This is a genomic window from Candidatus Pseudothioglobus sp. uisw_142, from assembly GCF_059512465.1.
Window position 1 is genome coordinate 772282 of record NZ_CM183452.1, and the last position, 15985, is coordinate 788266.

Sequence of the window (15985 nt, forward strand, 5' to 3'; positions counted from 1 at the left end):
CCTATATATCTCGATTCATGCCTAAAACTGTTGTCGGTAGAATGACATCAGTTTTATTTGTTGGAATCTTTCTGGCGCAAATACTTGGCGCATGGCTATGGGTAGGTCAGCTTCAAAACTCAGAAAGAAAGAGAATGGTTGAAGTCTCTCAAGCTATGGGCTCTCGAATTGCCCAGACAGTCAAGTTCTTTGAAGAACTGCCAAAAGAATACCGCCATATTGTTCTTGATCAGCTCAGAGACATGGGAGGAACTCGCTTCTTTGTATCTGTAAATAAGCAATATATCGATTTAGTTCCAATTCAAGAGTCTGAATTTTCTACGTTGGTTAGAGAGAACTTGCAGTCAAGCATAACCGCTCAGATTGGTCAGATTGACGACATGGACATTATATTTGTTGATTTTGACAACCTAAAAATCTTGACCGGTGAAAACCTAATGGTGTCTCTATCCCCAAACTGGAAAAGGTTTTCACTCCTTGACCCTGGGGATGAAAGTCCTTTTGTGGTCATTCAGTTTCCAGTGGATAAAGATGAATGGATGTATCTAACGACAGTGGTTCCAAATGGTGAATTATTATTAGGCATTGACTGGATTAATGGAGAGAGAATATTTACTCTTTTAGCGGTCTCTCTTACAGTGCTCTTGCTAACCTTTTTGTTCGTGAGGTGGCTTGTTTTGCCATTAAAGACTTTAGCGCACCAAGCAGATCTTCTTGGAAAGGGTCGTAACCCTCGTCAAATGGAAGAGAAAGGCTCTAAGGAGATGGTGGCAACAATTGGTGCCTTTAATTCAATGGCAAGGCGCATTCAAAAATTTATATCCGATAGAGAAAGATCATTTGCTGCTATCTCACATGATTTAAAAACACCATTAACCAGAGCGCGTCTCAGAGTAGAGCAAATTGAAGATAGCCCTGTGAAGGAAGACTTGATTGGCGATCTAGACTATCTTGAGTCTATGGTCAAAGGAAGCCTAAAGATTATGACTGATGGAATTGAGCACGAAAATACCTCTAAGATTGAATTAACAACAATGTTAACGGCGATTCTAAAAAAAGAAGAAATAAAAGGATTGCCAATTAAAATTGATTTTAAGAGAACAATTTCTATGAAGGGGAGAGTTCTAGCCATTGAACGTTTATTTTCAAATTTAATAAATAATGCTTTAACCTATGGAAATGGAGTTGAAGTCACTGGGCAAAAAAAGAAAACAGGAATCTATATTCAAATTAAAGATAAAGGGCCAGGTTTAAGTGATATTGAAAAGGCAAAAGTTTTTAAGCCATACTACCGATTGGATCATGAATTAAATGATGCTCACTCAGGATTGGGTCTCGGAATTGCAAGAAGCATAGCAAATATTCATGGTGGTGAGCTTGAGCTCAGAGATCGATCTGGTGGCGGGCTTGTTGTTGAAGTGTACTTTCCTGTTTAATGAAATCAAAAAACAACCCATTCTTTAGAGATAAGAAATTCCTGACTGAGCATATAAGCTCGATTATGGACTTTTATCATCCACATTGTATCGATAAGGAGTTTGGAGGGTTTTTTCATCACTTTAGGGATGATGGGAGCATCTATGATACTAGTACCAGACACCTGGTAAGTAGCACTCGCTTTATCTTTAATTATTCAATGGCTTCAATTCATTTCGATAATGATGAATATATTGAAGCTGCTCGTCATGGAATAAACTTTTTAAGAGATTACCATCTTGATAAAAGTACTGGTGGCTATAGGTGGATACTAGAAGGTGAAAAAGCGAAAGACTCAACGAACTACTGTTACGGGTTGGCTTTTGTATTACTAGCCTATTCAACAGCCTATAAGGCCGGTATTAATGAAGCAAAACACTACATTGCAGAAACTTTTGAGTTAATGGAAAAACAATTTTGGATTAATGAGTATGAGCTTTATTCTGATGAAAAAAACTCTGACTGGACTCAAGAGTCAAGTTATCGTGGACAGAATGCGAACATGCACGCATGCGAAGCTTTAATAGCTGCTTTTGAAGTAACAAATGAACAAAAGTATCTGGATAGGGCTTTAGCTATCTCCAAGAGCATCTGTATCAGGCAAGCTGAGCAAGCAGACGGCTTAATTTGGGAACACTATGATTCAAACTGGCTAATCAATTGGTCCTTCAATAAAGATAAACCTGACGACTTGTTTAGACCATGGGGCTTTCAAGTGGGACACCTTACTGAATGGTCAAAGTTATTACTAATCCTTGAAAGACATGTAGAAGAGGATTGGCTTTTGCCTCGTGCTCAAGAGCTGTTTGAAGATGCAATTGAAATGGGCTGGGATGAAAAAAATGAGGGGCTTTATTATGGTTTTGCGCCAAATGGTGATGTTTCTGATAAAGATAAATATTTTTGGGTGCAGGCCGAAACGATTGCAGCTGCTGCATTGTTAGCTCATAGGACTAATGATAAATATTATTGGGATTGGTATGATCGAATTTGGAGCTTTAGTTGGGAGTATATGATTGATCATAAATATGGTGCATGGTATCGTATTCTAGACTCAAATAACAACAAGTATGATGATCTTAAAAGTCCAGCTGGAAAAGTAGATTACCATACGATGGGTGCTTGTTACGAAGTAATGAATGTTTTGGATCTTTAACTCTTTTAGTAATTTATCTATTTTTTTTAACCAACGTCCTAGTTTAAAATAATCAATTAATTTTTTAAGATTTATATATTTATGACACCTGAAAATGTAATTGAGCAGTGGGCTAACTATTTCAATAATGCAGATACGAAAAACATCCTCAGCCTTTACCATGATAGTGCAACCCTTTTGCCTACCTTTTCTACCAAAACTCTTAACTTCAAATAACGAAATAAAAGGCTATTTTGAGGTTGCTTTTAATGGTGCTGCTTCTGTTGAGGTAAATGTTGAAAATGCCATAATTAAAGAGTTGCCTGAAAACAACTTTTTAATAACAGGAGATTATATTTTTTGTCTGGGTAGTAAAGGAGATAAGAAATATTTATCTTGGTATAGCTTTTTGATTGATCTTTCCAGTGACTCACCAATCAGGCATCATCACTCATCCAGAGTTCCTTTCGAGTTTGATCTAAGTAATACAGAGTAAAAAACAGTAAAACTTTATTAGATTCAACAGCTTACTATTCATTGTTCGATTCAAATTGTCATAGTTTGTAACAATTCTATACAGTTTGAAATAACCCCACTAATAAACTGGTTCTAATTCTGCTCAATTGTGTGCAGGATGTGATTCATATAATTTTAATGGAGAAAATATGAAGAATAATAAGTTAACAACGCTAGCGGCAACAGCGCTACTAGCAAGCACGACTTCAGTATCTGCTGGAGACGTTGAGGTATTACACTGGTGGACTAGTGGTGGTGAAGCTGCAAGTGTAAATTATTTAAAAGGCAAGCTAAGTGACGCTGGAGTTGGTTGGACTGACTTCGCTGTTGCTGGTGGTGGTGGTGAAAATGCGATGACTGTTCTTAAGTCAAGAGCAATTTCAGGAAACCCTCCTACTGCAGCACAAATCAAAGGTCCTTCGATTCAAGAATGGGGTGACCTAGGATTTTTAGCTGACATCGATGGTGTTGCAACTAAAAATAACTGGGATGATCTTCTACCTTCAGTTGTCTCTGACGTAATGAAGCACGAAGGCAAATATGTTGCTGCTCCTGTAAACGTTCACAGAGTTAACTGGATGTGGTCTAACCCTGAAGTATTTCGTGCTGCAGGCGCTACAATTCCAACAACTTGGGATGATTTCATGGTTCAAGCCAAGAAACTTCAAGACGCTGGTTACGTAGCACTAGCTCACGGTGGTCAGCCATGGCAAGATGCAACTGTATTTGAAGCAGTGGTTCTTGGTGTTGGTGGTGCAGACTACTATAACAAAGCATTCGTAGAGATGGACATGGACGCACTTAACAGTGCTACTACAGTAGAAGTTTTTGAAACTTTCGGAAACTTACGTCAGTTTATTGACTCTAATGCACCAGGACGTGACTGGAACGTTGCGACTTCAATGGTTATTGAAGGTAAAGCTGGTATGCAAATCATGGGTGACTGGGCAAAAGGTGAATTCAAAGTTGCTGGAAAGAACGTAGGCACAGATTACACTTGTACTGCTGCTCCTGGAACTTCAGGTGCTCACACGTTCAACATTGACTCATTTGCTTTCTTTGCACAGGGAACAACAGCTGGAACTGGAGCTCAAAACATTATGGCTGCAGAAATCCTAGGTACTGACTTTCAGACAGTATTCAACCTAAACAAAGGATCAATTCCTGCACGTCTAGGCGTTTCAAGATCTGAGTTTGATTCATGTGCTCATGACTCAATGGACGCTTTTGTTTCCGCTTCTACAAGTGGTGGCCTAGTACCGAGCTTTGCTCACGGTATGGCGTTACCTTCAGCAGTAGCTGGAGCGGTCGTTGATTCAGCTACTAACTTCTTTAACTCTGACCAGAGTGCTGAAGATGGTGCTGCTCAGCTTGTAGCTTCAATGGCTGCAGCAATGTAAGAGTAAGTCAGTATAAGTAAGCACTCTAACAATCCTCCTTTTTTGTTAATGTGCTTGCTATACGCTTAGGGCGTCTAATATAGGCGCCCTAATTCTATTAAATCATAATAAAATTAGAATCACTGTGCTCAATTTTTTAGAAAAAAATCTGCCAAAAATAGTTTTAGCACCAACAACAATCGTGATGATTGTATGTATGTATGGATTCATTATTTGGACTGGCTTACTCTCTTTAACTAAAAGTAGAATGATGCCTCAATGGGACTTTGTAGGTCTCGATCAATATGCTAGACTTTTTAATAACCCACGATGGGATGTGGCAGTTGACAACCTATTAATATTTTTAATTCTCTTTATTATTATTGCGCTTATATTAGGCCTTTTATTGGCAATATTTCTAGACCAAAAAATTCGCGTTGAAGGTGCAATTAGAACAATTTATTTATATCCAATGGCAATCTCATTCATTGTCACAGGTACAGCCTGGAAGTGGATCCTAAATCCTGGGTTAGGCATTGAAAAGCTGATGCGTGATTGGGGCTTTGCTAGCTTTGAGTTTCGATGGCTGGTTGAACAAGACATGGCTATCTATACGATAGTTATTGCCGCCGTATGGCAGTCAAGCGGCTTCGTAATGGCGCTTTTTTTAGCAGGCTTAAGGGGTGTTGATGACAACCTTACAAAAGCTGCAAAAATTGATGGCGCTTCAACGCCTCGTCTTTATTGGCACATTATATTGCCGTTAATGAGGCCTGTTTTCTTTAGTGCAATTGTTATTTTGACTCATATAGCTATTAAAAGTTTTGATTTAGTTCAAGCTTTGACTGGTGGAGGTCCGGGATACGCTTCAGATCTTCCAGCAAACTTCATGTATACCTATTCATTCAATCGCTCCCAAATTGGTGTCGGTGCTGCAAGTGCCATGATCATGTTATTTGGAGTATTGGCCGTTTTAATTCCCTATTTGTATTCAGAATTGCGTGAGAAAAAATGATGAATAACTATAAATTATCAAATTTTAATTTTGGACGTGCATTTATTTACTTAATTCTGATCTTCTTTGCACTTATATATTTAGCTCCTTTGTACGTCATGTTTACGACATCTCTCAAAGATATTGAAGAGATACGAAGTGGAAACTTGATGGCACTGCCACTCGATCCAACGCTTTATGCCTGGAAGAAGGCATGGTCATCTGCCTGCACTGGTAGTGATTGCCAGGGCCTAGCCCCATATTTTTGGAATAGCGTTCGAATTGTTGTTCCAGCGGTCATTATTTCGACGGTTGTGGGTGCTTTTAATGGCTACGCTCTAGCTAAGTGGAAGTTTAAAGGAAGTGAGCTGTTGTTTGGAGCACTGCTATTTGGTTGCTTTATTCCCTTCCAAGTGATTCTTCTTCCGATGGCTAAGCTCCTAGGCGAGTTAGGTTTGGCGAATACCGTAACAGGCTTGGTATTGGTCCATGTGATATATGGAGTCGCCTTTACAACGCTTTTCTTTAGAAACTATTACGTTGGCATTCCAACTGAATTAGTGAAGGCAGCAAAGCTGGATGGGGCTGGTTTTTTAAGTATCTTTCGACACATATTTATTCCTTTGTCCACGCCAATTTTTGTGGTCACCATTATCTGGCAGTTTACACAGATTTGGAATGACTTCCTTTTTGGTGTTGTTTACTCTGGCTCTGGAACTCAGCCAATAACAGTAGCTCTTAATAATCTAGTTAATACATCTGTTGGTGGCAAAGAATATAACGTTGATATGGCTGCTGCAATTATCGCTGCTATGCCAACTCTGGTTGTTTATGTCATTGCAGGCAAGTACTTTGTTAAAGGCCTAACTGCTGGCGCAGTAAAAGGATAAGTAAACTATCAATATCTATTTGAAATAATTAATAAATACAGGATAAAAAAATGGGAAGTATAAGCCTTAATGGAATTAAAAAATCTTTTGGAGAAACAGAAGTACTTAAGGACATCAATTTGGACATTAAAGATGGAGAATTTTTAATACTTATTGGCCCATCAGGTTGTGGTAAATCAACATTAATGAATTTAATTGCCGGTCTTGAGGATTTGACTGGGGGTGAAATTGTCATCGATGGTAAGGACGTATCAGAAGAATCTCCTAAGGACCGTGATATTGCTATGGTTTTTCAGTCTTATGCTTTGTACCCAACAATGAACGTTGCAAGGAATATTTGCTTTGGTCTAGAGATGAGCAAGATGCCAAAAGAAGAGCAGGAGGTTATTCTTAAAAAAGTCTCCACTCTTCTTCAAATTGATCACTTATTAGATAGAAAGCCAGGCCAGCTATCAGGCGGTCAAAGACAAAGAGTCGCAATGGGAAGGGCATTAGCAAGATCACCAAAGGTCTTTCTATTTGATGAGCCCCTATCAAATCTAGATGCGAAACTTAGAGTTGAGATGCGTACAGAGATAAAAAAATTACATAAGCGTATCGCAACAACTATTGTCTATGTTACTCATGATCAAATCGAAGCGATGACGCTTGCTGATAGGATCGCAGTTCTTAAAGACGGGGAATTGCAGCAAGTAGGAACTCCTTATGAAATTTACAACGATCCAGTAAGCCACTTTGTGGCTGACTTTATGGGTTCACCGGGGATGAATTTTATTGAGTGCATCGTTAAAGATGAAAACTTAATTATTGAAAGTGGTGGTCAGAAATATGAATTATCTATTCCTTGTAAAGAGGCTATTAATAATTCAAAATTAGATGTTGTCATGTTGGGAATTAGGCCTGAAATGCTTACTGAAATTCAGCCTTCTGCTGCAAAAAATGCCTACATTCACCAGATCAAGTTTGACGTAGATGTATTAGAGCCAATGGGCGCAGATACTGTCGCTATAGGCCAGTGGAACGATAACGAGGTTATGGCCAGACTCAGCCCTGAATCTGGAAACATTGCTGGCAAAGAATTTGATTTGCAGGTTGACACGAGTAAGGCAATTCTTTTCGATCCAAATTCAGGTCTAAGAATCAAATAATTATTGATACAATACCTGTATGAGTGAATCTTTCACAAAATCAGGATTGTCAATACCTGCTTTGGGTCTGGGGACATGGGACTTGCAAGGCGATACCTGCATCAACATTGTCCAGGAAGCTCTTGAAATTGGTTATCGTCATATTGATGGCGCTTCAATGTATGAAAACGAAATTGAAGTTGGAAAAGGTATTATTAATTCAAATGTAGATCGAGAAGACATTTTTGTAACTACAAAAATTAATACAACAAGCTGGACTCCTTCGCAGGGCAATGGTTCCCCTCTAAAGAACAAAGATATTGCTAAGCACTTTGAGAGAAGTCTTAAAGATTTGCAAACTGAATATGTTGACTTGCTTCTCATTCATTGGCCTAAGTTTGAAACTAATTTAGGGGATATATTAGAAATTTTGTATGATCTTAAGGATGCAAAAAAAGTCAAAGAGGTCGGTGTTGCTAACTTTAACTCTAGCCTTTTAAATGAATGTCTTAATCTTGGCTTTAAAGATATCTTTTGCAATCAAGTTGAATATCATCCTTTTTTGTCCCAAGCTAAATTGTTAGAGGTCATGCAGGACTTAGATATTATTCTAGTTGCTTATTGCCCAATCTGTAGAGGCGATGTTGCAAGGCATGATGTAATTGTTGATTTGGCTGAAAAGTACTCAAAAACACCTGCTCAAATCGCACTCAGATGGATATTTCAACAAAAAGCTGTATCAATTCCTAAAACTGCTAATTCATATAGACTGAGAGAGAATATTGATATTTTTGACTTCGAGATAGAGTATAAAGATATGCTTAAAATATATAATCTAGCCAGAAACCAGCGTCTAGTTCCCAATCTTGAGATTAATGAGTTAGAGTATCCTTTTGATTAGATTTATATGTGCAACACACTTTGCAACACTTTGACACATTTTAAAAAAACCTTTAGTTTAAACTTTACCTAGTTTTATTAGCGAAATATTAATAATCATTGTTACGATAGGTTATGGAAAACGTTGAAACAGATATTGGCTTAATAGGCCTTGGTGTTATGGGATCAAGTCTCGCTTTAAATATGGAAAGTAACGGCTTTTTGGTTTCTGTTCATAACCGAACATCTCCTCAAATACATAACCTAGTCAAAAATAGATCATCAAACAACAAGCTCTATGGTTTTGAGGATCTCGATGAATTTGTAAAATCTATCAAAAAACCCAGAAAGATTATGCTGATGGTTGTTGCTGGATCTGTCGTAGATGCTTACATTCAAAAGCTTATACCCTTACTAGATCAGGGTGACATTATTATTGATGGTGGTAACTCTCATTATCCAGACACGTCTAGGAGAGCTGAGGAGTTAGAGGCCAAAGGTTTTCATTTTATTGGTGCTGGTGTATCCGGCGGTGAAGAGGGTGCACTAAAAGGGCCTTCTATTATGCCAGGAGGCTCAATAGCTGCTTGGCCTGAGGTCAAGGGTATCTTTCAGGAAATTTCTGCAAAAGTAGGTGATAACGAGCCTTGCTGTGAATGGATTGGAGAAGGCGGCTCAGGACACTTTGTGAAAATGGTACATAACGGTATTGAGTATGGAGATATGCAGCTCATTTGTGAAGCCTATCAGCTTATGAAAGATGTTTTAGGAATGAGTAATGATGAAATGCATCAAACCTTTAAAGAGTGGAACGAGGGAGAGCTCAATAGCTACCTCATCGAAATTACAGCGGACATACTTAAATTTAAAGAAGAGGATGGCAGTTATTTAGTAGACAATATTCTTGATACTGCTGGTCAAAAGGGGACCGGTAAATGGACAGCCTCAGTTGCCTTAGATCTTGGCTCACCCTTAACGCTTATTGGTGAGGCAGTTTTTTCACGATACCTGTCTTCAATTAAAGAGGAGAGGGTAGAAGCATCAAGCCAGCTAAGTGGCCCAAGAGTTAGCTTTAGTGGAGACAAATCCCAAGCTTTAAAGGATATTCATGATGCTTTGTATGCCTCAAAAATGGTTTCATATGCTCAGGGCTATGCGCTCCTTTCAGATGCAGCTAAAGCGTTCAATTGGAATTTGAATTATGGTGCTATTGCCATGATGTGGAGAGGTGGATGCATTATCAGATCGGCATTCTTAACAAAAATTAAAGATGCTTACGACAACAATTCTGATCTTAAAAATTTATTGCTTGACCCTTTCTTTAAGGACAAAATCAATCAATCTCAAGAGGGATGGAGAAGAATCATTGCTGTTGCAATTTCAAATGGGGTTCCTGTTCCAGCAATGAGCTCATCACTCTCTTATTTTGATGGTTACAGAAGTGAAAGGCTTCCAGCAAACCTGCTGCAGGCGCAAAGAGACTATTTTGGCGCTCACACCTATGAACGCCTAGACGGCAAAAAGGGTGAGTTTTTTCATACAGAGTGGATTCAAAACACTGATTAAGGGCGAGCTGTAAGATGAAAGAATCTTTAAAAATAATTAATAGCTTTGTCCTTTATGGGGTCCTTGGAGACTTATCAGTTCGTAAATTAATACCAGCTTGGTACTACCTTGAAAGAGACAGTATGCTCAGTGGTTCACTGCAAATTTTGGGTGTTGGTAGGAAAAAAATCTCTGACTCTGAATTAAAAAATACTCTTAAAAAATCACTAGAAACCTATGTCCCTTCAGAGTACTTAGATCAGACAATTGTTTCAACTCTAATAGATCGTTTTAGTTATTGCAGTTGCGATCTTCAAAGCCCAGACAGCTATCAAAAATTAAAGCTTAAAGTTCAGGATTGGAATATGCCAATGGCACACTATTTGGCTATCTCTCCAGGGCTCTTTGAATCAGTTTGTGACGGACTATCAGGAGCAGGCCTTGTTACTAAAGAGTGCCGCATCGTCGTTGAAAAGCCTGTTGGTTATGACCTTGAATCATCACAGGAGATTAATGAGAAGCTGATCAAACATTTTGATGAATCTCAAATCTATCGAATTGATCATTATTTAGGAAAGGAGACAGTCCAAAACTTAATTACACTGAGGTTCGCAAACTCATTATTCTCTAGTCAATGGAATAGTAAAGGGGTTGAGTATGTTGAAATAACTGCAGCAGAATCAGTTGGTATTGAGGATCGTTGGGGTTATTTTGATGGCATGGGTCAGTTAAGGGATATGGTTCAGAGTCATCTGTTGCAGTTGCTTTGTTTGATCGCGATGGAGCCACCCAATAGGCTCGATGATCAAAGTATTCGATCTGAAAAGGTTAAGGTTTTAGAGGCGCTAAAACCGCTCGATGAGGAAAGTATAGCCTCTAGCTTCGTCTCTGCTCAGTACACTGATGGTGGCGTTGATGGCGTTCACAAACCTAGATACATTAATGAAGAAGGGGCCAAACCAGACAGCAAAACCGAAACCTTTGTTTCTGTTAAAACTGAAATACAAAACTGGCGCTGGTCAGGCGTCCCTTTCTATCTAAGGACTGGCAAAAGGATGGAAACAAAGACGACCCAGATTGTGATCCACTTTAAGTCAGATGGGCACTACATTTTTAATGAGAACAAAGAGAGCCTCAAGGGTAACACTTTGATTATTAGTCTTCATCCGACTGAAGGTATCTCTCTCCAAGTCTTTACTAAACCGCATGGTGTTGATAAGCATTCGATTATTAGGTCAGATCCAATGAGTTTAGATTTTATTAAAACGCAACAACTGCTGAATATTCCGAGCGGATATCAGAGTCTTCTAATGGACATTTTGAATGGCAATCAAAGCTTATTTCTTTGTCGAGAAGAGGTGGAGCTTGCATGGAAGTGGTGTGACGAAACTTTAGAGGCCTTCAACAATTCAAATCAAGAGCTCTTCTATTACAAGGCTGGAAGTAATGGACCAAAGGAGAGTGAGGCGCTCATAACAAGTAACGGGCATCAATGGCATGAGGAGTAGCAAAACATATTACCTGCCCGAGCATGTAGGCTTTTATAGCACGAATAACAGTGAATCTCTGGCTGTTGATTTAAGTCAAAATATCAAAGAGATTTTACTTGAGACTATTAAGAAAAGAGGTAGAGCTAGTATGGCAGTTTCTGGTGGAAGTACACCAGTACCACTATTTGTGGCTCTCTCTCATCTAGACATAGATTGGAGCAAGGTTGACCTAACTTTGGTGGATGATCGCTGGGTTGAATCAGATCACAAAGATAGCAACGAGCTATTAGTAAAATCACACCTAATCAAAAATAAAGCGGTCAATGTTAATTTTGTTCCTTTAAAAAATAATGCTTCAACTGCTAAAGAGGGTCGAGCTTCCAGTGAAGAGGCGCTAAAAAGTTTTACATTACCCTTCGATATCGTGGTTCTTGGTATGGGCGCAGATGGCCACACAGCCTCTTTATTTCCATGCTCAGAGGAGATCAGATCTGCAATGGATTTAGATAATAATGACTGTTTAGTGGCAACGACTCCAACATCAGCCCCATATGAGCGTCTAGGAATGCCTGCAAAGGCCATTATGGATGCAAAAAGAGTTTTTCTTCATCTGAATGGATCTAGTAAGCTCCATACACTTGAAAAGGCGATGGATTTAAAGGATGCATTCAAAATGCCAATCTTCGCATTCCTTGATGACGGACTTGATATTTACTGGAGCCCATAAATCAATTAATAATTATTTGATGTAAAGTTTTTAAAAGCTAGGGATAATATTGTCTTACATTAATCAAATTTAAAGCTTATATGAAGATTACTAACATTGATGGTGCAATTGTTAAGGATAATGAAACATACCTTCTTAAGGATAACACATCACTTAATAACCTTGTCGTTAGCTCCACAACGCTGCATCCTGGAAAATCAACTCGAGGGCACAATCATCCTGGTAAAGAGGAGGTCTACATGATTATAAGCGGCACTGGAAGAATGCAGTTAGATGATAATGAATTTGATATTTCTGGCGGAGAGATGATCTTAATTGAGGACGGGGTTTTTCATCGCGTTCACAACACTGGAGAAGAGGACCTTTATATGGTCTGTATATTTGATGGAGACCGAAACCATTAAGACTCATAGTTATAATTTGGTGGGTGATATAGGAGGAACAAATGCCAGGTTTGCACTTGTGGCTCCTGGCGAGTCAGAACTAACTAATATCAAAACGCTTTCATGTACTGAATTTGAAACAGTTCAGGAGGCAATGACATCTTATCTCTCTTCAATTCAAAATGTAGAAATCAACTCATCCTGTATAGCCTCAGCTGGCACCACTCATTTGGATATCTTTAAACCAGCAAATAATGATTGGGTCATTAATAAGGCTGATGTCTCATCTGCACTTCTTAACATTGAAGTTAATTGGATTAATGACTTCTCAGCTCAAGCCCTAGCAACGTCGACATTGAGTGAAGATGATGTTGTTGTTGTCAATCAAGGCAATGCTCAAATTGATAGAGTTAGGTTAGTCATTGGTCCAGGTACAGGTCTAGGCACTTGTGGATTAATTGAATCATCAAATGGATGGATTCCTTTGCCTGCTCAGGGTGGTCATACAGACTTTGCACCAAACTCAGATCTAGAAATAGAAATATTAAAAATATTAAAAAAACAATTTGGACATGTTTCAGTTGAGAGAATTTTGTCGGGTCCAGGCATTGTTAACTTGTATAAGGCTTTATGTCAAATTAATGGAAGAGATATTCTTTTTCAGAGTCCTGCTGAGGTCACTTCAGCAGCAATTCAATCAAATCCGGATTCAACAGCAAAAGAGACGCTTCATCTTTTTTGCAAAATATTTGGCTCTGTCACTGGAACAATCGCATTAACCACAGGCTGCCTGGGAGGGATCTATATTACAAGTGATTTGGTAAGAAATTTTTTAGATTTCTTTCTTGAAAGTGACTTCTTGGAGAGTTTTCAAGATAAGGGAAGGCTTGATTATTACATGACAGATATTCCAATCTGCATATCTAAAAAACAAAACATGGGTCTTATAGGAAGCGCCTACAAGATCAATAATTTATAATTAATTTATTTAATATCTAACGCAGTCTTCATGAGAAGTCCTGCAATCTCGTCTCTTGATCCAAAATAATTTGAAATAGTGATATTTAGGCTTGGAAAATCTACAGAAGCGTCCTTAACTTCACCTGGAATATCTCTGTTGATGTGGACACCTGCAGAGAGAAAATAGGGCAGAACAGTGACGTTTAAAGCTCCTAATTCGCTGCATTTTTTAATAGCCTCTGGAATTGAGGGGGAGGCAAATTCTAAAAAGGCCGGCATAATCTGATCAAAATCATTGGTATTAAATTCAATCATTTTTTTTGATAAGGCTTCAACCTCAAAGTTTGATTCTTCTCTTCTGCTTCCGTGAGCAACCAATAGTAATATATTCATACTAGTTCGATAATACGTTAAATTGAATTAATTGATTATTTTAGGGTATCTTATCACGTTGAAAAAATAAATTAGAGGCATGCTTTTGTACCAAAGTTCGTCAATTCATGAATCAGCTGGGAAAACTAAGATTGGATTACTTTTGTCCAATTTAGGAACGCCTGACGCGCCTACCAAGAAAGCAGTCAAACCTTATCTTAGGCAGTTTCTTTCAGACACAAGGGTTATAGAGCCCCCACCTCCACGTTGGGTTTGGAAGATCATTCTGAATGCTGTGATCCTTAACCTTAGGCCTAAAAAATCAGCCAAGGCCTATCAAACTGTTTGGAATACACATGGTGAGGGCTCACCACTTTTGTCGATTGCGAAGCTTCAAAAAACTGAAATTGCCTCCCTACTCGAAAAAAAAGCGCCAGGACAGTTCGAGGTTGCTCTAGGTATGTGTTACGGTAACCCATCTATGAAATCAGCTCTCGCCGAGTTAGAGGCCAAGGGCTGTAAAAAAATTATTGTGTTGCCTCTTTACCCTCAGTACGCCGCCTCTTCAACCGGCTCTGTTTTTGACGCTGTTGCGAAAGAGTTTTTAACTTGGAGAAATGTTCCTGATCTGAGATTCATTAGTAGCTATAACGAGGAAGAGAAATACATTGATGCTCTAGCTAATAGTGTCAAGGAGTATCAAAAAACCCATGGCAAGCCTGATTTCTTGCTGATGTCTTATCACGGCATCCCTAAACGATATTTTGATAAAGGCGATAACTATCCTTGCCAATGCTGCAAAACCACATTCCGTTTAGCTCAAAAACTTGATTTGAAGCCGAGTGAGTATCAAATGACATTTCAGTCTAGATTGGGGGTTGCTGAATGGATGAAAGAGTACACCGATAAAACTCTGAAGTTGCTTCCTAGTAAGGGCATTAAAAATGTGCAAGTTATTTGCCCAGGTTTCTCAGCCGATTGTTTGGAGACGATTGAGGAAATAAGCGAAGAAAACAAGGATTACTTCATGGAGTCAGGTGGCCAAAAGTTTGGATATATTCCAGCGCTTAATGACAGAACTGACCATATTGAATTCTTGACTCAGCTCGTACTTGATAACACATCAGGCTGGAGCAAGTAGTATGAAAATTGTTATTCTGGGTGGAACTGGATTAATTGGCAGTGCGCTCCAAAAAAGTTTTTCAAAAACACACCAAGTAGAAGTATTTAATAGAACCGTTTTTAAGTCTGCCGAGTATCTATCCTCGATTATTGATGGCAGTGACTTTGTTATTCAGCTTGCTGGATCCACTATTTCAAAGAGGTGGAGTCAAAAAATTATCGCTGAGATGTGGCAAAGCAGGGTCAATACAAACCAAATGCTCTCTGATGCGATTAAGCTCATTACTAAGAGGCCTAAAGTGATTTGCTCTTCAGGGATTAGTTTTTATGCAGAGTCTGACTGTAATAACCCTAAGACTGAAGATGATATTCAGGGCGAGGGTTATTTGACTGATCTCAACATAGCTGTTGAGAGCGCTGCAAAGTCAATTTCTGATGATGTTACTATTTTAAGGTTTGGTGTTGTTCTTTCAAGAAAGGGCGGCGCACTAGCAAAATTATACTGGCCTTATTACTTTGGTGTAGGCGGCCCTATTATGAGTGGAAATCAATGTTTCTCTTGGATACATATTGATGATCTCGTTAAAGCATTTCAATATCTAATCAATGATCCTCAGAGTAAAGGCATTTATAATATTACATCACCTGAGCCTGTTCCTCAAAAGGTCTTTGGAAGAGCTCTTGCTAAGTCTTTAAAAAGACCTTTTTTTATTCCTGTATGGGAGTGGCAACTGAAAATCCTCCTTGGTAAAGGATCTCAAGTCCTCACTTTAAGTGCATCCGTTATTCCAATGAGATTAATCCAAGCTGGCTTTGTTTTTGATTATCCTGACATCGACACTGCAATGAGAGATCTTATAGGGTAAAGCCGCTCAATCCTCATAATGAAAAAGTGTTTGTCTATGGTAAAATATGTTTAAGTGTCACACTGTTACATAAGATTGAATGAGGCTTTCCATTTAGGGGAGTTTTTTTGTTTATTTTTGGAGA

16 protein-coding genes are annotated in these 15985 nt (G+C 38.7%); 15 read left to right on the forward strand and 1 reads right to left on the reverse strand.

What is annotated here, in order from left to right; genetic code table 11:
- Nucleotides 1–17 precede the first annotated feature (17 nt).
- From AC5YGB_RS03930 to glk, 13 genes are all read left to right on the forward strand, one after another.
- Nucleotides 18–1436: an ATP-binding protein gene (locus tag AC5YGB_RS03930; protein WP_496137911.1), complete on the forward strand. Its 1419-nt coding sequence runs from the start codon at nt 18–20 to the stop codon at nt 1434–1436.
- Nucleotides 1436–2632: an AGE family epimerase/isomerase gene (locus tag AC5YGB_RS03935; protein ID WP_496137912.1), complete on the forward strand. Its 1197-nt coding sequence runs from the start codon at nt 1436–1438 to the stop codon at nt 2630–2632. Before AC5YGB_RS03930 ends, AC5YGB_RS03935 begins: the two co-directional genes overlap by 1 nt.
- A 127-nt stretch (nt 2633–2759) precedes the next feature.
- Nucleotides 2760–3107, forward strand: a complete 348-nt coding sequence (locus AC5YGB_RS03940) for a hypothetical protein (RefSeq protein ID WP_496137913.1) — start codon at nt 2760–2762, stop codon at nt 3105–3107.
- Between the two features lie 169 nt (nt 3108–3276).
- A complete protein-coding gene (locus AC5YGB_RS03945; RefSeq protein WP_020026618.1) occupies nt 3277–4527 on the forward strand; it encodes an ABC transporter substrate-binding protein in 1251 nt (416 codons plus the stop codon).
- Between the two features lie 184 nt (nt 4528–4711).
- On the forward strand, nt 4712–5521 hold the full coding sequence (locus tag AC5YGB_RS03950; protein WP_496138014.1) for an ABC transporter permease subunit: 810 nt from the start codon (nt 4712–4714) through the stop codon (nt 5519–5521).
- Nucleotides 5518–6390, forward strand: a complete 873-nt coding sequence (locus tag AC5YGB_RS03955; protein WP_020028232.1) for an ABC transporter permease subunit — start codon at nt 5518–5520, stop codon at nt 6388–6390. The genes AC5YGB_RS03950 and AC5YGB_RS03955 overlap by 4 nt, the downstream gene beginning before the upstream one ends.
- Before the next feature lie 50 nt (nt 6391–6440).
- The gene (locus tag AC5YGB_RS03960) at nt 6441–7538 is read left to right on the forward strand and encodes a sn-glycerol-3-phosphate ABC transporter ATP-binding protein UgpC (RefSeq protein WP_496137914.1); all 1098 of its coding nucleotides are present in this window, start codon (nt 6441–6443) and stop codon (nt 7536–7538) included.
- Between the two features lie 19 nt (nt 7539–7557).
- Nucleotides 7558–8418 (forward strand): aldo/keto reductase, encoded by an 861-nt coding sequence (locus AC5YGB_RS03965; RefSeq protein WP_496137915.1) that lies wholly within the window; start codon nt 7558–7560, stop codon nt 8416–8418.
- A 113-nt stretch (nt 8419–8531) separates the two neighbouring features.
- Complete coding sequence (gnd, locus tag AC5YGB_RS03970) at nt 8532–9962, forward strand: decarboxylating NADP(+)-dependent phosphogluconate dehydrogenase (protein ID WP_496137916.1); 1431 nt, start codon at nt 8532–8534, stop codon at nt 9960–9962.
- Between the two features lie 14 nt (nt 9963–9976).
- On the forward strand, nt 9977–11449 hold the full coding sequence (gene zwf / locus AC5YGB_RS03975) for a glucose-6-phosphate dehydrogenase (RefSeq protein WP_496137917.1): 1473 nt from the start codon (nt 9977–9979) through the stop codon (nt 11447–11449).
- Nucleotides 11439–12158, forward strand: coding sequence for a 6-phosphogluconolactonase (gene pgl / locus AC5YGB_RS03980; RefSeq protein WP_496137918.1), 720 nt, complete (start codon nt 11439–11441; stop codon nt 12156–12158). The genes zwf and pgl overlap by 11 nt, the downstream gene beginning before the upstream one ends.
- An 80-nt stretch (nt 12159–12238) precedes the next feature.
- A complete protein-coding gene (locus tag AC5YGB_RS03985) occupies nt 12239–12562 on the forward strand; it encodes a cupin domain-containing protein (protein WP_496137919.1) in 324 nt (107 codons plus the stop codon).
- Nucleotides 12543–13520, forward strand: coding sequence for a glucokinase (gene glk, locus AC5YGB_RS03990; protein WP_496137920.1), 978 nt, complete (start codon nt 12543–12545; stop codon nt 13518–13520). Before AC5YGB_RS03985 ends, glk begins: the two co-directional genes overlap by 20 nt.
- 5 nt (nt 13521–13525) lie before the next feature.
- On the opposite strand, the gene AC5YGB_RS03995 is transcribed toward glk, so the two are convergent.
- Nucleotides 13526–13894 (reverse strand): CbiX/SirB N-terminal domain-containing protein, encoded by a 369-nt coding sequence (locus AC5YGB_RS03995; protein WP_496137921.1) that lies wholly within the window; start codon nt 13892–13894, stop codon nt 13526–13528.
- A 79-nt stretch (nt 13895–13973) separates the two neighbouring features.
- Between AC5YGB_RS03995 and hemH the strand changes: the two genes are divergently transcribed.
- Nucleotides 13974–15014, forward strand: a complete 1041-nt coding sequence (gene hemH, locus AC5YGB_RS04000) for a ferrochelatase (RefSeq protein WP_496137922.1) — start codon at nt 13974–13976, stop codon at nt 15012–15014.
- Between the two features lies 1 nt (nt 15015).
- Complete coding sequence (locus tag AC5YGB_RS04005; protein WP_496137923.1) at nt 15016–15861, forward strand: TIGR01777 family oxidoreductase; 846 nt, start codon at nt 15016–15018, stop codon at nt 15859–15861.
- Nucleotides 15862–15985: the final 124 nt, after the last annotated feature.

What these genes read in the sequence shown, in the direction of transcription:
- AC5YGB_RS03930 (WP_496137911.1), top strand. Translation starts at nt 18, where the DNA reads ATGCCTAAAACTGTTGTCGGTAGAATGACATCAGTTTTATTTGTTGGA.
- AC5YGB_RS03935 (WP_496137912.1), top strand. Translation starts at nt 1,436, where the DNA reads ATGAAATCAAAAAACAACCCATTCTTTAGAGATAAGAAATTCCTGACT.
- AC5YGB_RS03940 (WP_496137913.1), top strand. Translation starts at nt 2,760, where the DNA reads ATGCAGATACGAAAAACATCCTCAGCCTTTACCATGATAGTGCAACCC.
- AC5YGB_RS03945 (WP_020026618.1), top strand. Translation starts at nt 3,277, where the DNA reads ATGAAGAATAATAAGTTAACAACGCTAGCGGCAACAGCGCTACTAGCA.
- AC5YGB_RS03950 (WP_496138014.1), top strand. Translation starts at nt 4,712, where the DNA reads ATGATTGTATGTATGTATGGATTCATTATTTGGACTGGCTTACTCTCT.
- AC5YGB_RS03955 (WP_020028232.1), top strand. Translation starts at nt 5,518, where the DNA reads ATGATGAATAACTATAAATTATCAAATTTTAATTTTGGACGTGCATTT.
- AC5YGB_RS03960 (WP_496137914.1), top strand. Translation starts at nt 6,441, where the DNA reads ATGGGAAGTATAAGCCTTAATGGAATTAAAAAATCTTTTGGAGAAACA.
- AC5YGB_RS03965 (WP_496137915.1), top strand. Translation starts at nt 7,558, where the DNA reads ATGAGTGAATCTTTCACAAAATCAGGATTGTCAATACCTGCTTTGGGT.
- gnd (WP_496137916.1), top strand. Translation starts at nt 8,532, where the DNA reads ATGGAAAACGTTGAAACAGATATTGGCTTAATAGGCCTTGGTGTTATG.
- zwf (WP_496137917.1), top strand. Translation starts at nt 9,977, where the DNA reads ATGAAAGAATCTTTAAAAATAATTAATAGCTTTGTCCTTTATGGGGTC.
- pgl (WP_496137918.1), top strand. Translation starts at nt 11,439, where the DNA reads ATGAGGAGTAGCAAAACATATTACCTGCCCGAGCATGTAGGCTTTTAT.
- AC5YGB_RS03985 (WP_496137919.1), top strand. Translation starts at nt 12,239, where the DNA reads ATGAAGATTACTAACATTGATGGTGCAATTGTTAAGGATAATGAAACA.
- glk (WP_496137920.1), top strand. Translation starts at nt 12,543, where the DNA reads ATGGAGACCGAAACCATTAAGACTCATAGTTATAATTTGGTGGGTGAT.
- AC5YGB_RS03995 (WP_496137921.1), bottom strand. Translation starts at nt 13,894, where the DNA reads ATGAATATATTACTATTGGTTGCTCACGGAAGCAGAAGAGAAGAATCA.
- hemH (WP_496137922.1), top strand. Translation starts at nt 13,974, where the DNA reads ATGCTTTTGTACCAAAGTTCGTCAATTCATGAATCAGCTGGGAAAACT.
- AC5YGB_RS04005 (WP_496137923.1), top strand. Translation starts at nt 15,016, where the DNA reads ATGAAAATTGTTATTCTGGGTGGAACTGGATTAATTGGCAGTGCGCTC.